The sequence below is a fragment of the Salinicola endophyticus genome (assembly GCF_040536835.1).
Lineage (GTDB): Bacteria > Pseudomonadota > Gammaproteobacteria > Pseudomonadales > Halomonadaceae > Salinicola > Salinicola endophyticus_A.
In genome coordinates, this window is the sequence record NZ_CP159578.1 from 3,844,537 (window position 1) to 3,859,859 (window position 15,323).

Consider the following 15,323-nt stretch of genomic DNA (forward strand, 5'->3'; position numbering starts at 1 on the left):
GTGCCAACCCAACATCTAACCTCAAAAGCGACAGGAAACAGGACAGCAGCACGCTAGCCAGGCTCTCTAGATAGACTCTCTAGATAAACTCTCTAGACACATCCTCGAGCCAGAAGCGCTAGCCCAAGACAACGCACATCCAGTACGCCAGCAACAGCACAATATCAACAACGCTGCAGGGGAGACGCGATGACTCCGATCATCGATGTCCGCAATATCAAGAAGTCGTTCGGCGGCCTGACCGTCATCGACGACTGCTCCATCCAGGTCGCCCGCGGTTCGATCACCGGCATGATCGGCCCTAACGGCGCCGGCAAGTCGACGCTGTTCAACATCATCGCCGGCAGCCTCATGCCCGACAGCGGCGAGGTCCTGCTCGACGGCGAGCCGATCACCCATCTCACCGCCAATCATCGCTTCCACAAGGGGCTGCTGCGCACCTTCCAGATCGCCCATGAGTTCAGCCACCTGAGCGCGCTGGAGAACCTGATGATGGTGCCGCCGGGCCAGGAGGGGGAGAACCTCTTCAGCACCTGGTTCAAGCCGGGCGAGGTACGCCGCCAGGAGGCCGAGACCCGCCGCCGTGCGCTCGAGGTGCTCGACTTCGTCGGCCTCGCCCACGTGCGCAACGAACTGGCCGGCAATCTCTCCGGCGGGCAGAAGAAGCTGCTCGAACTGGGTCGCACCATGATGACCGATGCCCGCGTGGTGCTGCTCGACGAGATCGCCGCTGGGGTCAACCGCACCCTGCTAGGCGATCTCATGGGCAACATCGAACGGCTCAATCGGGAACTCGGCTACACCTTCCTGGTGATCGAGCACGACATGGACATGATCGCGCGGCTGTGCGATCCGGTGATCGTGCTCGCCCAGGGCCAGGTGATGATGGAGGGCCCGATCGCGCAGATCCAGAACGACCCGACGGTCATCGAGGCCTACTTCGGGGCCACCACGGCCTGACGCTTCACGGCCGGCGTGCCGGGCAGCCCGGTGCGCCAACCGCTTCAATAACAAACGAGCTCACCATGCCACTACTCGAAGCGATCGACGTTCATGGCGGCTACGGCGGCATGAACATTCTCAACGGCGTCGACATGGCGATCGAAGCCGACGAGATCGGGGTCATCGTCGGCCCCAACGGCGCCGGCAAGTCGACCATGCTCAAGGCCGTGTTCGGCCTGCTCACCATCACCGGCGGCGAGATTCGCCTGCGCGGCGACCCGATCACCAATCTGCCACCACACAAGCTGGTGGAGCGCGGGATGGGCTTCGTGCCCCAGGAGAAGAACATCTTCCCCAGCCTCTCGGTGGCGGAAAACCTGGAGATGGGCGCCTTTCTCAAGCCGGCCACGGTGTCGCGGCTCAAGCGCCAGATCTACGACATCTTCCCGCCGCTCTACGACAAGCGCCACCAGCCCGCGGGCGAACTCTCCGGCGGCCAGCGCCAGATGGTGGCGATGGGCCGGGCGCTGATGAACGAACCCAGCGTGCTGCTGCTCGACGAGCCCACCGCCGGCCTCTCGCCGCGCTATATGAACGAGATCTTCGAACAGGTGAAGCGCATCAGCGCCACCGGGGTCGGGGTGCTGATGGTGGAGCAGAACGCCAAGCAGGCGCTACGTATCGCCCACCGGGGCTTCGTGCTCGCCGCCGGACAGAACCGCTTCACCGACAGCGGCGAGGCGCTGCTCGCCGACCCGCAGGTGGCCAAGAGTTTCCTCGGCGGTTGAGAGCGCCGCTGCCATGCCGACAGGACAAGAGATTTCGCCGTGAATGAGCTGATCTACTTCTTCAACTACGTGGTGGTGGCCGGGAGCGTGACCGGCTGCATCTACGCCATGGGCGCGATCGGGGTGACGCTGATCTACAGCATCCTGCGTTTCGCTCACTTCGCCCACGCCGACATGATGACCCTGGGCGCCTTCGTGGTGCTGCTGCTGACGCTGGCCTTTCCCCACGCCGGCGACGCCCTGGGGCTGCCCACCGCGATCGTGATGCTGCCGCTGGCGATGATCTTCACCTCGCTGGTGGCGGTGGGCATCGACCGCGTGTTCTACCAGCCGCTGCGTGCCCACGGGGTCAAACCGATCGTGATGGTGATCGCCTCGCTGGGGGTCACGCTGATGCTGCAGGGGCTGATCCGGCTGTTCTCCGGCACCGGCGCGGAGAGCCTCTACGTCGAGGCGCGCAAGGCGATCTTTCGCATCGAGCTGCCCGGCGTGACGCGCCCGATCATCATCACCGAGCCGCAGGTGATCCTGTTCGTGGTCACCCTGGTGGCGGTGATCGGGCTGCATCTGTTCCTGACCCGGGCGCGCCTGGGCAAGGCGATGCGAGCGATGTCGGACAACCCCGACCTGGCCCGCGCCTCGGGCATCAATACCAAGCTGATCATCACCCTGACCTGGATAATCGCCGGCTCGCTGGCGACCCTGGCGGGGACGCTGCTGTCGCTGGATGTGGCGTTCAAGCCGGACCTGAGCTTCTTCCTGCTGCTGCCGATCTTCGCCGCGGCGATCGTCGGCGGCGTCGGCCACCCTTACGGCGCCATCGCCGGCGGCTTCCTGGTCGGCTTCGCCGAGACCCTGGCGGTATTCAACTGGTCGGTGCTGCTGCGCCCGCTGCGCGATAGCCTGCCGAGCTGGCTGGAGCTGCCCAACAACCTGGCGCTGGTGGGCACCGAGTACAAGATCGTGGTGCCCTTCTTCATTCTGATCGCGGTGCTGATCTGGCGCCCGACCGGCCTGTTCAAAGGGAAGGTGATCTAATGAACCCCTCCACTCAACAGACGCCGTCCCAGCGTCCTTTCCCCCGCCGCGAGATCCTGCTGTTCGGCGGCCTGGCGCTGGTGGTGCTCGCCGTCTTCGCCAGCATGGGGCCGGCCTACGCCACACGCATGATGGTCGAGGCCGCCTGCTACGCCATCCTGGCCCTCGGCCTGACCATCCAGTGGGGCTACGCCGGCCAGTTCAACGCCGGCATCATGGGCTTCGTCGCTCTCGGCGGCTTCTCCGCCACCTTCTTCAGCATTCCGGTCAATCACGCCTTCTGGGCCAGCGACCTGCCGGGCCGGCTGGGCTGGGTGCTGCTGGCGATCGTCGCCGCGGTCGCGCTGGTCTTGGCCGTCAGCCGCATCGATCGGCTCGGCGTGCCGCGCTGGCTGCGCACGCTGATTACCGTGATCGTCGCGCTCATCGCCTACCTGGTGGTGATCAGTTGGTTGCGCAGCGTCACCGGCGATATCGAGTCCCAGGTGGAGTTCATCGGCGGCCTGGGGCTACCGGTATGGCTCGGCTGGATCGTCGGCGGCGTGCTCGCCGGGGGGATCGGATATGTCATCGGGCATATCTGCCTGGGGCTGCGCAGCGACTATCTGGTCATCGCCACCCTGGGCATCGCCGAGATCATCAAGGCGTTTCTCAAGAACTCGGACTGGCTGACCCGCGGCACCGCCACCATCTCACCGCTGCCGTGGCCGGTACCCGACCCCGGAGAGGTCGGCTTCGTCACCGCCCGCGCGCTCTACTTCTGCGTGACCGCGGTGCTGATCGCGGTGATCTTCTTCCTGCTCCACCGCGCCTACCACGCGCCCTGGGGGCGGATGATCCGCGCCATCCGCGACAACGAAGTCTCCGCCGCGGCGATGGGCAAGTCGATCAACCGCCGGCGCCAGGAGATCTTCGTCTTCGGCTGTATCCTGATGGGGCTGGGCGGCGCGGTGCTGACCAGCTTCACCGGGATCTTCGACCCCCAGGGCTATCTGCCGCTCAACCACACCTTCCTGGTGCTGGTGATGGTGATTCTGGGCGGCCCGGGCAACAACCTGGGCACCCTGTTCGGCGCGGTGCTGGTCTACGTGATCTGGATCATGTCCGGCCCACTGGCGCTGGCGCTGATGCATCTGGTGACCGCCCTGGGCGGGGACTGGTTCGGCTGGCAGCCGGGCAATCTCGATAGCCGCGCGCTGCAGGCGCGAGTCTTCGTGATCGGGCTGCTGATCCTGTTGGTGCTGCGCTTTGCCCCGCGCGGGATGATCCCGGAGCGGGTCGCCCAGCACGATTGACGTTCACGGTGACGGGCGCCCACCACGACGGGCGCTCATCGCGACAGCCCCGTGGAGTTACATGAAAACCAGAAACCCCGAGCCGGCAGCCGCCGACTCGGGGTTTTTCCTATCCCGGATTTTTCTATCTCGGGAGGCGCCGGCGCAGTGACTCGCTAACCGGCTCCTTGGTAACGCTATTTATTCACCGATCAGCTTACTCACCCACCGGCCCCTTGGTGACGAATTTGCCATTCTCCACCGCCATCTCGACTACCACGCCCGGCACGTCGCCGTTCTTGTCGAACTCGGCGTCACCGGCGGCCCCTTCGTAGTCGACGTCTTTACCGGCATCGATCAGCTTCTTGGCCTTCGCCCACTCGCCCGGCAGGATCTTCTCGCCCGGCGCGCCAGCGACCTCGCGCAGTGCCTTGGAGAGCCCTTCACGATCCGCGCTGCCGTTCTTCTCGATCGCCATGGCGAGCAGGAAGGCGGCGTCATAGGACTGGGCAGCAAACACCGCGGTGGGGTCGATCCCCGCCTTTTCTGCCAGCTTGGTGAAGGTCTCGGTGCCCGGCGACTGCGGCGACCCGGGTCGGGTGGCGATCATTCCCTCGAGCACGTCGGCGCCCACCGCATCCACCAGCGAGTTGCCGACCATGCCATCGCCACCTGCGAACTGGGTGAAGGCGCCGCTTTCGTAGGCCTGACGCAGGATCGTCTGGCCCGAGGTGTCGGCGTAGGCGAGCACCACCAGGGTCGGCGCGCCGCTGGCCGCGAGCTGCCCGATCTCGGAGCGGTAGTCGGCCCGGTTGTCTTCATGCGCCAGGTTGGCGGCAACGGTACCGCCTTCGGCTTCGAAGGTCTTGGTGAAGGCGCCGTCGAGGCCCTGGCCATAGTCATTATTGACGTAAGTCACGGCGACATTGTCGATCCCCTTGGAGAGCAGCAGCTTGGCGAGCTGTTCCCCCTGGAAGGCATCGGAAGGCACGGTACGGAAGACCAGGTCGTTGTCGGCGAGATCGGTCACCGCCGGCGCGGTGGAGGCCGGCGAGACCATCACCACCCCACCCGGAATCGCCGCGTTGTTGGCCGCGGCGATGGTCGCCCCGGTGCACAGCGCGCCGACGATTGCGGTCACCTTCTCGCTGTTGACCAAGCGGTCAGCGGCGTTGGAGGCCGCCGCGGCATCCGAGCAGGTGGTATCGCCGGACGGCATCACCATCTTCTCGCCATCCAGCAGCCCGCCCTGCTCGTTGACCTCGGCCACCGCCAACTTGGCGCCGTCGAAGATCGGCGGCGTCAGGCTCTCGATACCGCCGGTGAAACCGCCGAGAAAGCCTACCTTGACGTCCGCCTGCGCCGCGATGCTGCACACCGAGGCCGCCGCGACCGCCAGTGCCATGACTGTCTTTTTCATCGTTGTTGTCACTCATTGTTGGGTTACGAAAGACCCTTCAACTGTGCTGCCGGCGCGGGCAAAAGACAAGCGTTGCGCTCTCCCGTGACGTGCGCCTTTTGGCGAGGTCACCACGCGGCAGAGGCGGGCAAAGCGCGCTACGCTAGGAGCACATGAACCTCTTGGACAAGGAGAAACGCATGCACAAGCATGTCGAGTGGGACGCCCCGGGCGGCGCCAGTGTCAATGCCCACTACGCCAAGGACGAACAGCACCGGGTCGAGCCGCAGCCCGGGATGATTCTCACCGCGCGCTACCACGGTGCCACCGTGCGCATTCAGGTCGAGGCCTACAAGGATGGCGTCAGCATCGGCAAGGTCGCCGCCCTGATCGGCGACGACGGCGAACGCCATGACAGCCACGGCGACCTCAACCTGGGCGACATGGTGCGCCTGCCCGATGACAAGCGCGCCTTCCAATCCCCCCGCGACGAAGACGACTGAACCGGACGCGGCGGCTCAGGGCCGCCGCATTCTTGTCCAAGGCGTCACCGCCGCGCCTTTCCCGCAATCTCTTCTGACAGTCTCTTCTCACGCCTTTTCATCACGACCTCTCTGGTCACCCTCGGCCAGCCTCATCACCCACTCGCGAACAGCACGAATAGCGGGCTCATCACGCCGCGCCGGCGGGTAGACCAGATGAAACGGCTCGCCCGGCAGTTCGGGGCCGAACGGCTCTACCAGGCGCCCATCGGCCAGCTCCTCGGCGATCAGCGTGCGGCTCATCAGTGCAATGCCCTGGCCGCCCAGAGCGGCAGCGATGGTGTGGGTTTCATCCGAGAACACCAGCCCCTGGCCGATCTCCAGTTCGGGGACGCGCGCCAGCGTCTGCCAGGCGCCCCAACTGAGCAGCGCGCCCTTGTGATTGGGCGGCTCGTAGTGAATCAGCGTGGCGTGGTGCAAATCCGCATGACTGCGCACTGCCAGGCTCGGGCTACAGGCGGGCACAAAGGTGTTGTCGAACAGCTTCTCGGCCTCCAGCCCTGGCCAGTGCCCGGCGCCGTAGCGGATCGCCATATCCGCCGCGACACCATCCAGCGGCACCAGATGGTGGGAAATCTGCAGGTTGAGATTGAGATCCGGATGGGCCTGGCGCAGCTCGCTCACCCGCGGCAGCAACCAGCGCGCAGCCACTGCTGGAATGGTCGAGAGGGTGACACTGAGATGCGCTGGTTCCGGGCGCAGGCGCGCCACCGTGGCCGCCAGGGTATCGAAAGCCTCGCTGGCAGCGGCAAGCAGTTCGCGACCCTGCATGGTGAGCTGTAGCTGCCGCGGCTGACGAATGAACAACGCAACGCCTAGCTGCGACTCCAGTTGGCGAATCTGGTGGCTGATGGCGGTTGGCGTCACCGACAGCTCCGCGGCAGCACGCTTGGCACTGAGATGGCGCGCCGCCGCCTCGAAAGCACGCAGCGCAGAGAGCGAGGGCAGTTTACGAGCGCTCATGGCACCACCTCATGGATGAGTTTTATTTTCTCATTATGACAAGAAATGGTCGTTTGTCGCTGCGATGCGGGTGAGATTTCATGGTCGTGAAGCCACTCAAGGCTGAAGCAGACTCATTTCAACCCTGGCCAAAAGCACCTGGCTGAGCCGAACGAATCGGCCCCCTCTCCTACGGAGAACACCATGACCCAGCTGCTCCATCTCGATGCCAGCCCGCGGCCAGGCCGCGCCGGCACCCACCAACATGGCTCCTTGAGCCGCCGCTTGACGCATCACTTCATCGAACAGTGGAAGGCCGCCCGGCCCGACGATCCGGTGACCCGCCGCGACCTGGGCGCGCAGCCGCCGAGCTATCTCGATGAAGACTGGATCGCGGCAGCCTTTACCCCACAGGAGAGCCGTACACTGGCGATGCACCAGACGCTCGCCGAGAGCGACCGCCTGGTGGACGAAGTGATCGACGCCGACGTGCTGGTCCTGGGAATACCGCTCTACAACTACAGCTACCCGGCACCGTTCAAGGCATGGATCGACCAGATCGTCCGACTGGGCCGCACGATCGGTTTCGACCCCAGCAACCTGGAACATCCGGTGGTCCCGCTGCTCAATGACCGACCGCGCCAGGCGGTGATTCTCTCTTCCCGCGGCGGGCATGGGCTAGGACCAGGCGGGGCGATGGCGCACATGAACCATCTGGAAGCCAGCGTACGCGCCGCCCTGGAATTGATCGGGATCGAACGGTTCCACGACATCGCCATCGAGTACCAGGAAGAGGGTGGCGAACGTCTGCAACGCTCCATCCGAGAGGCGCTAGGGCAGGTAGAAAAACTGGTCGCAAGTCTGCAGTCCATAGAGGAGCCCTGCCCCGCCTGAGTACGACATCGCGATGCGGGTTCGGTCAGTCTCGACTAACGCCAGCACTGCAATGCCGGATGCCAATCAATGACGACCGCATGGCGTACATGAAGCCACGACCGATCACCGCTGGAGCCCGATAAAGGGAGTGGGGATAAGTTAAGGGCAGCATGCCTGAGCCGCGTAGCGGGGAAAGGTTTCGAAGGATTCAGGTCCCATAAACGAGTGAACCCCAGCCTCTCTCGAGACTGGGGTTCGGTATCGATGCCTGACAGGCTCTCGTACACGCTCAGGGGCGGCGCTCCGCGACTTGACTCGTCTCATCCTGAGACTCGCCCTTCGGGCCCGCTGAAGCGGTTCCCGTTCGTTCCCGACGAACGGGTCCAGGGAGAGACCCCAAAACGAATGAACCCCCGGCATGAGCCGGGGGTTCGGTATAGGTGCCTGACGATGACCTACTCTCACATGGGGAGACCCCACACTACCATCGGCGCTAAGCGGTTTCACTTCTGAGTTCGGCATGGAATCAGGTGGTTCCCACTCGCTATGGTCGTCAGGCAAAACTGACGTCGACATGAACCATGTGACGCGCTTTCACGCACCGGCTTCACATCGACCAATCTGGATCATGCTGATGATACGTCTCTTGCCTATCCGGCCATTGTCGCGATGTGATCGCCCGACCCAGACCCCTTGGGGTTATATGGTCAAGCCTCACGGGGCATTAGTACACGTTAGCTCAACGCCTTGCAGCGCTTCCACACCGTGCCTATCAACCAGCTCGTCTTGCTGGACCCTTTAGGAGACTCGAAGTCTCAGGGAGATCTCATCTTGAAGGGGGCTTCCCGCTTAGATGCCTTCAGCGGTTATCCCGTCCGCACATAGCTACCCGGCAGTGCCACTGGCGTGACAACCGGAACACCAGAGGTGCGTCCACTCCGGTCCTCTCGTACTAGGAGCAGCGCTTCTCAAATCTCCAACGCCCACGGCAGATAGGGACCGAACTGTCTCACGACGTTCTAAACCCAGCTCGCGTACCACTTTAAATGGCGAACAGCCATACCCTTGGGACCGACTTCAGCCCCAGGATGTGATGAGCCGACATCGAGGTGCCAAACACCGCCGTCGATGTGAACTCTTGGGCGGTATCAGCCTGTTATCCCCGGAGTACCTTTTATCCGTTGAGCGATGGCCCTTCCATACAGAACCACCGGATCACTAGAACCTACTTTCGTACCTGCTCGACGTGTCTGTCTCGCAGTTAAGCACCCTTATGCTCTTGCACTCAATGCACGATTTCCAACCGTGCTGAGGGTACCTTCGTGCTCCTCCGTTACTCTTTCGGAGGAGACCGCCCCAGTCAAACTACCCACCACACACTGTCCTTACACCGGATCACGGTGCGAAGTTAGAACGCCAATGATGCCAGGCTGGTATTTCAAGGTTGGCTCCACCGCAACTGGCGTCACGGTTTCCAAGCCTCCCAGCTATCCTACACAAGCAACATCAGCGTCCAGTGTGAAGCTATAGTAAAGGTTCACGGGGTCTTTCCGTCTAGCCGCGGGTACACAGCATCTTCACTGCGATTTCAATTTCACTGAGTCTCGGGTGGAGACAGCGTGGCCATCATTACGCCATTCGTGCAGGTCGGAACTTACCCGACAAGGAATTTCGCTACCTTAGGACCGTTATAGTTACGGCCGCCGTTTACCGGGGCTTCGATCAGGAGCTTCGCTTGCGCTAACACCATCAATTAACCTTCCGGCACCGGGCAGGCGTCACACCCTATACGTCCGCTTACGCGTTAGCAGAGTGCTGTGTTTTTAATAAACAGTTGCAGCCACCTGGTATCTTCGACCGGTTCGCGCTAGGAGAGCGAGTCTCTTCACGCTACGCCGGCGCACCTTCTCCCGAAGTTACGGTGCCATTTTGCCTAGTTCCTTCACCCGAGTTCTCTCAAGCGCCTTGGGATTCTCACCCTGACCACCTGTGTCGGTTTGGGGTACGGTCGCATGTGATCTGAAGCTTAGAGGCTTTTCCTGGAAGCGTGGCATCGATGACTTCCGGACCGTAGTCCGTTCGTCTCGTCTCTCGGCCTTGAGAGCCCGGATTTGCCTAAGCTCTCAGCCTACTGACTTTCACCAGGACAACCAACGCCTGGCTCACCTAGCCTTCTTCGTCCCCCCATCGCAATCACATCCGGTACGGGAATGTTGACCCGTTTCCCATCGACTACGCTTTTCAGCCTCGCCTTAGGGGCCGACTCACTCTGCTCCGATTGACGTAGAACAGAAACCCTTGGTCTTCCGGCGGGGGAGGTTTTCACTCCCCTTGTCGTTACTCATGTCAGCATTCTCACTCGTGATACCTCCAGCATGCTTCTCAACACACCTTCGCAGGCTTACACGACGCTCCTCTACCGCTCATCCTGAGGATGAACCCGTAGCTTCGGCATCTGGTTTGAGCCCCGTTACATCTTCCGCGCAGGCCGACTCGACTAGTGAGCTATTACGCTTTCTTTAAAGGATGGCTGCTTCTAAGCCAACCTCCTAGCTGTCTATGCCTTCCCACATCGTTTCCCACTTAACCAGAATTTGGGGGCCTTAGCTGACGGTCTGGGTTGTTTCCCTTTTCACGACGGACGTTAGCACCCGCCGTGTGTCTCCCACGCTCTACTCACCGGTATTCGGAGTTTGCCTCGGGTTGGTAACCCGGGATGGGCCCCTAGCCGAAACAGTGCTCTACCCCCGGCGGTAATACGTGAGGCGCTACCTAAATAGCTTTCGAGGAGAACCAGCTATCTCCGAGCTTGATTAGCCTTTCACTCCGATCCACAGCTCATCCGAATCTTTTTCAACAGATCCCGGTTCGGGCCTCCAGTCAGTGTTACCTGACCTTCACCCTGGCCATGGATAGATCGCCCGGTTTCGGGTCTATATCCAGCGACTGGTCGCCCAGTTAAGACTCGATTTCTCTACGCCTCCCCTATACGGTTAAGCTCGCCACTGAATATAAGTCGCTGACCCATTATACAAAAGGTACGCGGTCACAGAACGTGTCTGCTCCCACTGCTTGTACGCACACGGTTTCAGGATCTATTTCACTCCCCTCTCCGGGGTTCTTTTCGCCTTTCCCTCACGGTACTGGTTCACTATCGGTCAGCCAGGAGTATTTAGCCTTGGAGGATGGTCCCCCCATGTTCAGTCAAGGTTTCACGTGCCCCGACCTACTCGATTTCACAGGATCAGGTTTTCGACTACGGGGCTATCACCCGCTATGGCCGGACTTTCCAGACCGTTCGTCTAACCAGTCACCTGCTTAAGGGCTACTCCCCGTTCGCTCGCCGCTACTGGGGGAATCTCGGTTGATTTCTTTTCCTCGGGGTACTTAGATGTTTCAGTTCCCCCGGTTCGCTTCCCAACACCTATGGATTCAGTGTGGGATACCCAGCTTATGCTGGGTGGGTTTCCCCATTCGGACATGCCCGGGTCACAGGTTGTTTGCCACCTCACCGAGCCTTTTCGCAGGCTACAACGTCCTTCATCGCCTCTGGCTGCCAAGGCATCCACCGTGTGCGCTTAATCGCTTGACCATATAACCCGAAGGAGTCTGGTCGCGCGATCACAACGACAATTGCCGGATACGCTTGAGACGTATCACTTTTCGTTCCTCTCTTGCGAGAAGAACTGTCAGCATGATCCACATTGTTAAAGAGCGTTTAGAGCAGAAGCTCTAAGCGATCGACTCGGTCGCAGTGTTAGCGACGAAGCGGATGGCTTAGAACTTGGTGACTGTGTGGCGTGTGCCAACGGGGAAAGATTTGGTGGAGCCAAGCGGGATCGAACCGCTGACCTCCTGCGTGCAAGGCAGGCGCTCTCCCAGCTGAGCTATGGCCCCAGATAATCCAGTTATCTGGATAATTTTCGTCATGACAAGGCGCTTTTTGCCGACGTGTAACCTGCTACACGAGGTGAAAAGCAACACGGTATCTGGCGAAATTCGTGGGTCTGGGCCGATTCGAAAAACCCCGCGACCTCACCCTCTCTTTCGACACCCCGGGGGTGCGCTCTAACCAACTGAGCTCGAGATGGTGGGTCTGGGCCGATTTGAACGGCCGACCTCACCCTTATCAGGGGTGCGCTCTAACCAACTGAGCTACAGACCCGTTGGTCACTGGGCGGCTTTCGAGAGCCTTTCCACAGTCTTTGCTCTTGGTCGATCAGGTAATTGATTGTGAGCGTTTATCTCGCGATCCGCTAATCGTTTAAGGAGGTGATCCAGCCGCAGGTTCCCCTACGGCTACCTTGTTACGACTTCACCCCAGTCATGAACCACACCGTGGTGATCGCTCCCCCGAAGGTTAAGCTAACCACTTCTGGTGCAGTCCACTCCCATGGTGTGACGGGCGGTGTGTACAAGGCCCGGGAACGTATTCACCGTGACATTCTGATTCACGATTACTAGCGATTCCGACTTCACGGAGTCGAGTTGCAGACTCCGATCCGGACTGAGGCCGGCTTTCTGGGATTCGCTCCACCTCGCGGTCTCGCAACCCTTTGTACCGGCCATTGTAGCACGTGTGTAGCCCTACCCGTAAGGGCCATGATGACTTGACGTCGTCCCCACCTTCCTCCGGTTTGTCACCGGCAGTCTCCCTAGAGTTCCCGACCGAATCGCTGGCAAATAGGGACAAGGGTTGCGCTCGTTACGGGACTTAACCCAACATTTCACAACACGAGCTGACGACAGCCATGCAGCACCTGTCTCAGAGTTCCCGAAGGCACCAAGGCATCTCTGCCAAGTTCTCTGGATGTCAAGGGTAGGTAAGGTTCTTCGCGTTGCATCGAATTAAACCACATGCTCCACCGCTTGTGCGGGCCCCCGTCAATTCATTTGAGTTTTAACCTTGCGGCCGTACTCCCCAGGCGGTCGACTTATCGCGTTAACTGCGCCACTAAGTCCTTAAAGGTCCCAACGGCTAGTCGACATCGTTTACGGCGTGGACTACCAGGGTATCTAATCCTGTTTGCTACCCACGCTTTCGCACCTCAGTGTCAGTGTCAGGCCAGAAGGCCGCCTTCGCCACTGGTATTCCTCCCGATCTCTACGCATTTCACCGCTACACCGGGAATTCTACCTTCCTCTCCTGCACTCTAGTCTGGCCGTTCCGGATGCCGTTCCCAGGTTGAGCCCGGGGCTTTCACAACCGGCGTGCCAAACCACCTACGCGCGCTTTACGCCCAGTAATTCCGATTAACGCTCGCACCCTCCGTATTACCGCGGCTGCTGGCACGGAGTTAGCCGGTGCTTCTTCTGCGAGTGATGTCCTTCTTGACGGGTATTAGCCGTCAAGCCTTCTTCCTCGCTGAAAGTGCTTTACAACCCGAGGGCCTTCTTCACACACGCGGCATGGCTGGATCAGGCTTGCGCCCATTGTCCAATATTCCCCACTGCTGCCTCCCGTAGGAGTCTGGGCCGTGTCTCAGTCCCAGTGTGGCTGATCATCCTCTCAGACCAGCTACGGATCGTCGCCTTGGTGAGCCATTACCTCACCAACCAGCTAATCCGACATAGGCTCATCCGATAGCGCAAGGTCCGAAGAGCCCCTGCTTTCTCCCGTAGGACGTATGCGGTATTAGCCTGGGTTTCCCCAGGTTATCCCCCACTACCGGGCAGATTCCTATGCATTACTCACCCGTCCGCCGCTCGCCACCAGGGAGCAAGCTCCCCGTGCTGCCGCTCGACTTGCATGTGTTAGGCCTGCCGCCAGCGTTCAATCTGAGCCATGATCAAACTCTTCAGTTAAAAGTCTGATAGTCCTTACCTCTTCTCTGCCCGAAGACAGAAGAAGCGAAGCGGACCAAACTTGGTTCAAGGTCAAACGAATCTTAGACGAGTCGCTTGCCTTGATATGCTGTGACTGGCGTCACGCAAGACAAGCGCCCACATCAATTACCTGATCGATTGTTAAAGAGCGTCCTTACTTGAAGTCTCGTCTCACGCAGAGTGTCGAGCCTTCTGCCGTGACCCGAAAGTGACTCAAGTGCTTGTCAGCGCTTGCTTTCTGGGTCGCCGTAAGGAGAGGCGTATTTTAAGGATCTTGGCGAAGATGTCAACGTCTTTCTTGTCGACCCTTGCCCGGTTCACGTTGCCGCCTGAGAACCGATCCTGGAAAAGCGAGGCGCGTATTCTGCTACCTCCGCGGCTAAGTGTCAATCGATTTTTTTCAATCTTTTCAACAGCTTAGCTAGCTTTTCCACCAACCCCGAGAACCTGTCTCGGCGTCAGCGGATGCGTACTCTACGGATCCACACCGGCCTTGGCAAGGGCTAAAAGCAAAAAAGTTGGCCCGCCTTTCAAGGGCGGAGAAGAAGGCTCACCCATGGCGGCACGACGGGACGCGTGCGCTACCCGGAGGCCAGCGCACGCATTGCTTTATAGAGACGATGTTGAGTGCGCTGCCGCCCAGGCAGCTTAGAAGCACCAAGGCATCAGAAAATTGATAGCGGATGAAAGGCATATAGAGCGAGGCCCCTCCCGTGTGTCTGCGCCAGACGAGGGGGCAGCCACGGAGCATCCGCGCCTCCGTCGACACGACTCTCACAACGAAATTGACCGAAGGCAGCCCCCCTGGCGAGAGCAACCCTTGCCATCCGGCGGCTGTCGTTGAATGCCTGCCGGCGCGCAAACGATAAACTCATGCGAATTCAGGTTTGGCTGTTCGCGCAACAGCAAACCGCGGATCGTGATGTCGCCCTTGGCGCGATAGCCTTCTTCGACATCACGCCAAAAGCTGCAGAGTTCACACGATCAGGTCTTCATCCTTCCAGAGGCGGAACCCGCCATCGAAGGCGAGTGCGTTTTCGCCGCGCCGGCATTTCGGCGGGAGCGTGTCGAGCTTTTCAACGTTTCCGCCACCAATGACGATGTAATCGGGCTCAAGCGCTGCGGAGAGGCATTCAACGACATCGAACACGCGCTTGCGCCATTTCTTATTGCCCTTCTTTTTGCGATACGCCTCGGCGACATAGTGCTCGTAGCTCTTGCCCTTGCGATAGGGTAGGTGAGCAATCTCCATCGGCTGGGCGACATTCTCGACGATCATCGCCGCGCCAAGCCCGGTGCCGAGACCGAGAAACAGCATACGTCCGCCCTGATAGGAGCCGATGGCCTGCATCAGCGCATCGTTGACGATCCGCACCGGGCATCCGAAGGCGGATGCATAATCGAAACCGACCCATCCTGCGCCGAGATTGGCAGGATCATGAAGCGGCTTGTCATGGACAACCGGCCCCGGGTAGCCCATGGCGACCACGTCATATTGCATGCCCTTGGCCATGTCTTCGACGGCGGCGACCATATCGCCCGCACCCATCGACTTGCCGCTGTCGGCCTTCTTTTTCTCGCCACCGGCGCTGGAGCGGATCTTCACATGGCTACCGCCGATGTCGATGGCGAGGACGACAAGGTCCGCGCCCTTGGCATTACGTTTGCTCATCATGATTTCCCCGGCCTGTAGGCA

Annotated in this window: 9 protein-coding genes, 2 tRNA genes and 3 rRNA genes; 6 read left to right on the forward strand and 8 right to left on the reverse strand. The window is 60.8% G+C overall.

Annotated elements, in window-relative coordinates; genetic code table 11:
- Positions 1-189 precede the first annotated feature (189 nt).
- From ABV408_RS17390 to ABV408_RS17405, 4 genes are all read left to right on the forward strand, one after another.
- Positions 190-960 (forward strand): ABC transporter ATP-binding protein, encoded by a 771-nt coding sequence (locus ABV408_RS17390; protein WP_035474779.1) that lies wholly within the window; start codon positions 190-192, stop codon positions 958-960.
- Positions 961-1,025: 65 nt separating this feature from the next.
- Complete coding sequence (locus tag ABV408_RS17395) at positions 1,026-1,730, forward strand: ABC transporter ATP-binding protein (protein WP_285950683.1); 705 nt, start codon at positions 1,026-1,028, stop codon at positions 1,728-1,730.
- A gap of 39 nt (positions 1,731-1,769) precedes the next feature.
- Positions 1,770-2,768 carry a branched-chain amino acid ABC transporter permease gene (locus ABV408_RS17400; protein WP_353980147.1) on the forward strand — a complete coding sequence of 333 codons (999 nt, stop codon included), beginning with the start codon at positions 1,770-1,772 and terminating at the stop codon, positions 2,766-2,768.
- Positions 2,768-4,063, forward strand: a complete 1,296-nt coding sequence (locus ABV408_RS17405) for a branched-chain amino acid ABC transporter permease (protein ID WP_353980148.1) — start codon at positions 2,768-2,770, stop codon at positions 4,061-4,063. Before ABV408_RS17400 ends, ABV408_RS17405 begins: the two co-directional genes overlap by 1 nt.
- A gap of 196 nt (positions 4,064-4,259) precedes the next feature.
- Here ABV408_RS17405 and ABV408_RS17410 read toward each other — a convergent pair whose 3' ends face one another.
- Complete coding sequence (locus tag ABV408_RS17410; RefSeq protein WP_035474775.1) at positions 4,260-5,462, reverse strand: ABC transporter substrate-binding protein; 1,203 nt, start codon at positions 5,460-5,462, stop codon at positions 4,260-4,262.
- Between the two features lie 179 nt (positions 5,463-5,641).
- On the opposite strand from ABV408_RS17410, the gene ABV408_RS17415 reads away from it, so the two are divergent.
- The gene (locus ABV408_RS17415) at positions 5,642-5,944 is read left to right on the forward strand and encodes a hypothetical protein (protein ID WP_353980149.1); all 303 of its coding nucleotides are present in this window, start codon (positions 5,642-5,644) and stop codon (positions 5,942-5,944) included.
- An 87-nt stretch (positions 5,945-6,031) separates the two neighbouring features.
- On the opposite strand, the gene ABV408_RS17420 is transcribed toward ABV408_RS17415, so the two are convergent.
- On the reverse strand, positions 6,032-6,946 hold the full coding sequence (locus ABV408_RS17420) for a LysR substrate-binding domain-containing protein (protein ID WP_353980150.1): 915 nt from the start codon (positions 6,944-6,946) through the stop codon (positions 6,032-6,034).
- Positions 6,947-7,129: 183 nt separating this feature from the next.
- Between ABV408_RS17420 and ABV408_RS17425 the strand changes: the two genes are divergently transcribed.
- A complete protein-coding gene (locus ABV408_RS17425) occupies positions 7,130-7,819 on the forward strand; it encodes an NAD(P)H-dependent oxidoreductase (RefSeq protein WP_353980151.1) in 690 nt (229 codons plus the stop codon).
- Between the two features lie 424 nt (positions 7,820-8,243).
- Here ABV408_RS17425 and rrf read toward each other — a convergent pair.
- The 6 genes from rrf to ABV408_RS17455 all read right to left on the reverse strand — a co-directional run bounded on the left by rrf (position 8,244) and on the right by ABV408_RS17455 (position 15,299).
- Positions 8,244-8,359 (reverse strand): 5S ribosomal RNA (gene rrf, locus ABV408_RS17430).
- Between the two features lie 145 nt (positions 8,360-8,504).
- Positions 8,505-11,393: ribosomal RNA gene (locus ABV408_RS17435) — 23S ribosomal RNA — on the reverse strand.
- Between the two features lie 229 nt (positions 11,394-11,622).
- A tRNA-Ala gene (locus tag ABV408_RS17440) sits at positions 11,623-11,698 on the reverse strand.
- Between the two features lie 191 nt (positions 11,699-11,889).
- Positions 11,890-11,966: transfer RNA gene (locus ABV408_RS17445), tRNA-Ile, on the reverse strand.
- Between the two features lie 100 nt (positions 11,967-12,066).
- Positions 12,067-13,606 (reverse strand): 16S ribosomal RNA (locus ABV408_RS17450).
- Together the 16S, 23S and 5S rRNA genes with 2 tRNA genes alongside form the textbook arrangement of a ribosomal RNA operon.
- Positions 13,607-14,603: 997 nt before the next feature.
- Positions 14,604-15,299, reverse strand: a complete 696-nt coding sequence (locus ABV408_RS17455) for an ROK family protein (RefSeq protein WP_353980152.1) — start codon at positions 15,297-15,299, stop codon at positions 14,604-14,606.
- Positions 15,300-15,323: the final 24 nt, after the last annotated feature.